The following is a 2,927-nucleotide window of genomic DNA, read 5'->3' on the forward strand; positions in this document are numbered from 1 at the left end:
AGCGAAAAACCATCGAATATCGCCGCTTGCTTCACCGCAAGCTCGCCGCCTAACATCAACCCCCAGACGAGGCTCGCTCTCCGCTAATCCACGCCCCGATCTGTGCCAAATGTCTCGACGACGGACATGGTTCGCCGCCTCCTTGTGTTTCATTGTCCTTGTAACGTCCTTGTGGCCAAGACCAGGCGACTAGCTTTCCCAAAACACCATCGTTCGTTGGAAAGCCGCAGGGCTGACGGCAGACAGGTGTTTTTCGACATGGCCGGTTTCGGGAACGTGCCTTTTGGGGCTGAACGACCAACAAGGGCGCAAAGAGGGCTAGCTGCACATGCCCATTGCGACTGCTCAGGTCAATGATGTGGGAGCTCTATAGCAGCAATTCATGAAGTGCGGTCACTACCGCACTTCGGTCATTCGTAAATTCAAACTTCAAAGATGTAAGGCCGTTGGTAGTTCCTTCGTGAACATTTGATTAGTTGCATGGCATCAGAAGGAATGCAAACTTGCGCGATTTGAAATGGTGTTTCGGCTGCCTGCTCACTTTATTGAGCATCGCCGCCTGTGCAATACCGCGTTCCACGCATGTCGGTCCGATCTCGCCGGCATCAATCTATGTGGCGATGGGGAGTTCTTATGCCGCCGGGCCTGGCATCACGACTTCAGCGGATCAGCCACGGAATAGGTGCGCGCGATCGACGGACAACTACGCTCATGTACTGGCTCGAAAGCTAAATTTGCGGCTCATCGATGTTAGTTGTAGTGGTGCTACAACCGAACATGTCCTCAGGCCGTGGAATGAATTGCCACCTCAGGTCGAGGCGCTGACGGTCGACACCAAGCTTGTCACAGCGACAATCGGTGGCAATGATGTCGGTTATTTCGGGATGCTGTGGTCTGCCTCCTGCACTACGGTTTCGGTGCCTGCCGCATCGCGCAATTTCAAGTGCCCCTCCCCCCCGGCAGGGCCTGATGCATGGAGCAAGGTTGAGGCCGGTATGCGACAGATCGCCGCCGAAGTTCATCGGCGGTCGCCTACCGCCCGCCTGGTTTTCGTGGATTATCTATCTGTCCTGCCCGCAACGGGGACATGCGGTAATGCTCCTATGGGTCCAGATACGGCCCGAAGCATTGCGGCGGTCGCTCAAAGGCTTGCGCGGCTCACCAAGCGTGTGGCAGCAGAAACTCAAGCCGACGTGATCCAGGCGTCGACGTTGTCAGCCCACCATGATGCCTGCAGCCGCGATCCATGGATTACGGGCTTCCCGACGGAGAGATCGGCACCTGGTTTCGTGCCCTATCACCCCAATGAACGCGGCATGACCGCTGTTGCTGACGCATTGATGCAGCGGCTCGTCACCGTTCCTTAGAACACCATAGTCGTTTTCAGGCAGGTGCAGCGCCGGACATGTCGACTTTCCGCATCTGCATTTTCAAAATCGGGCAGACTGCAAACCACCCATCCCGACTGCCGGCTGATCGGGTCGACAAGCGTAACCGGACAGGCGGCTTCCTGGCACGCCAGATCGGCCCTCGAGTGGCTGACTAGGGCGCGTCGCAGAATTTCGGCACACGCCCCAAGTCGGCCATTCAACTCAGGAGCAATGAGCGGCGGCTTTCAAGCTGTCCCAGCTTCGAGCGTTATGGCATCAAAATCGGGGTGAGCGGACTTAAGCAAATCCGTTGCATTCGGCACGTTCGATCTGCTTTGAGCGCGGGTCGAAGATAATTTCAACCTGCGAGCAGCCGCCGTCCAAGAAACCCGGCAGCTCGCGATAATCATCAAACCAACGAGCCTCATCGGCGGCACCAAACCTCGCCGCAGTGGCCGCGTCCTGCTGCTTACTTTCGGCTATTTCTTCCTCTGTACAAGGCCGGCTCGTAAAGTCTTCAAGCATTACGTCGCAGCCGATACCTTCGCTATCATTCCACGTTGGCTCGGGAGGAATGACAAAGACGGCGACAACCTTCCCGTCCGGTCTCAAGGCATAATTCCGCGAATATTGATCTATGGAACTTGCTCCCACGGGCAATTTCACGCTGCTCTCAATCTGTACCATTAGAGCCTGCTGTTCTGATACCGGCACTGTAGCGGCACCTGTTAATGCGATAAATAGCATTGAAGCGACAATGAGTTTCATCCTGTGAGTTTGCAGTCAATAGTGGCTGTCCGCAATAGTCGGCGTATCGGCAAGGCTGCTTTTGAATCCAAATTTCGAATTGCAGACTTTCGTTCCCGATTGCGGCAACGACCGCTTTCCACCCATCTGAGCTGCGGGTCGATCTGGTCCGCAAGGGAAAGCGGACGAGCCGCTCCCTGGCGCGCCAGATCGGCCCTTGAACGACCAACAAGGGCGCAAGCTGCGCGGAAGGTAGCCGGTCTGTGCATACTGACCTAAGAGCAGAGTCAGGCGCGGCTGCGGCATTTGCATCAGTAGCGGGGCGTGAAACCGAGCGCACCTTCGCACAGGCGACGGGTGCCTACTTAGCCCAGCAGCGTATCGCGCCTAGAAGTCATCCCGGAAGGACAGTGGTGCCGGACGGGGCGGTCCCAAAAGAGGGGCACCTCAGGCGGCGTACCGGAGTGTGGTCCACTGAGGTGGTCCCGCCTTCTTGGACAGTTTGGCGGCTGAGTTAAGCTAATCCCGGTTGTCGTTCATGCCGCCTGTTTGATCATCAGATCATGGGGGGCATGCCCCCCATGATCTGATTGCCCGATCCGCCGATAGGCCTCGACCGGGGTTCTCCCGGCGAGGCCCGAGTGCGGACGCTGGGTGTTGTAATAGGTGATCCACCGGCCAAGGCTGTCCGGCGTCAGCGCCCATGGCACAGATTAGGGGTTGAGATTTAAGGAGGGTTTGGGCTTCGTCGTAGTGACGAAGGAACGAAGATGAAGCCCAAACCCTCCTTGCGAAAATCGCCAGCAAAGG

At 57.1% G+C, this 2,927-nt stretch carries 2 protein-coding genes and 1 pseudogene; 1 reads left to right on the forward strand and 2 read right to left on the reverse strand.

Annotated elements, in window-relative coordinates:
- Nucleotides 1-503: 503 nt before the first annotated feature.
- Complete coding sequence (locus tag I5E68_RS19935; RefSeq protein ID WP_197167473.1) at nucleotides 504-1,367, forward strand: SGNH/GDSL hydrolase family protein; 864 nt, start codon at nucleotides 504-506, stop codon at nucleotides 1,365-1,367.
- Nucleotides 1,368-1,667: 300 nt separating this feature from the next.
- Here the strand turns inward: I5E68_RS19935 and I5E68_RS19940 are convergent, their stop codons facing one another.
- The gene (locus I5E68_RS19940) at nucleotides 1,668-2,138 is read right to left on the reverse strand and encodes a hypothetical protein (protein ID WP_197167475.1); all 471 of its coding nucleotides are present in this window, start codon (nucleotides 2,136-2,138) and stop codon (nucleotides 1,668-1,670) included.
- A 515-nt stretch (nucleotides 2,139-2,653) separates the two neighbouring features.
- Nucleotides 2,654-2,800: pseudogene (locus I5E68_RS19945) on the reverse strand (integrase core domain-containing protein); the annotation flags it as partial.
- Nucleotides 2,801-2,927: the final 127 nt, after the last annotated feature.

This window comes from Novosphingobium aureum, from assembly GCF_015865035.1.
Classification (GTDB): domain Bacteria; phylum Pseudomonadota; class Alphaproteobacteria; order Sphingomonadales; family Sphingomonadaceae; genus Novosphingobium; species Novosphingobium aureum.